This window comes from Cupriavidus sp. 05T313 (assembly GCF_056396665.1).
Window position 1 is genome coordinate 1 of record NZ_JBFTLX010000554.1, and the last position, 783, is coordinate 783.

Here is a 783-nt window from a genome sequence, read left to right on the forward strand (position 1 = left end):
GCAAGCGTTATCCGGAATTATTGGGCGTAAAGAGCTCGTAGGCGGTTTGTCGCGTCTGCCGTGAAAGTCCGGGGCTCAACTCCGGATCTGCGGTGGGTACGGGCAGACTAGAGTGATGTAGGGGAGACTGGAATTCCTGGTGTAGCGGTGAAATGCGCAGATATCAGGAGGAACACCGATGGCGAAGGCAGGTCTCTGGGCATTAACTGACGCTGAGGAGCGAAAGCATGGKGAGCGAACAGGATTAGATACCCTGGTAGTCCATGCCGTAAACGTTGGGCACTAGGTGTGGGGGACATTCCACGTTTTCCGCGCCGTAGCTAACGCATTAAGTGCCCCGCCTGGGGAGTACGGCCGCAAGGCTAAAACTCAAAGGAATTGACGGGGGCCCGCACAAGCGGCGGAGCATGYGGATTAATTCGATGCAACGCGAAGAACCTTACCAAGGCTTGACATGAACCGGAAAGATCTGGAAACAGGTCCCCCACTTGTGGTCGGTTTACAGGTGGTGCATGGTTGTCGTCAGCTCGTGTCGTGAGATGTTGGGTTAAGTCCCGCAACGAGCGCAACCCTCGTTCYATGTTGCCAGCGCGTAATGGCGGGGACTCRTRRGAGACTGCCGGGGTCAACTCGGAGGAAGGTGGGGACGACGTCAAATCATCATGCCCCTTATGTCYTGGGCTTCACRCATGCTACAATGGCCGGTACAAAGGGTTGCGATACTGTGAGGTGGAGCTAATCCCAAAAAGCCGGTCTCAGTTCGGATTGGGGTCTGCAACTCCT

Annotated in this window: 1 rRNA gene; it reads left to right on the forward strand. The window is 55.9% G+C overall.

The annotated features are described in order from the left end of the window. Window positions 1-783 (forward strand): 16S ribosomal RNA (locus AC1DKD_RS41710); the annotation flags it as partial.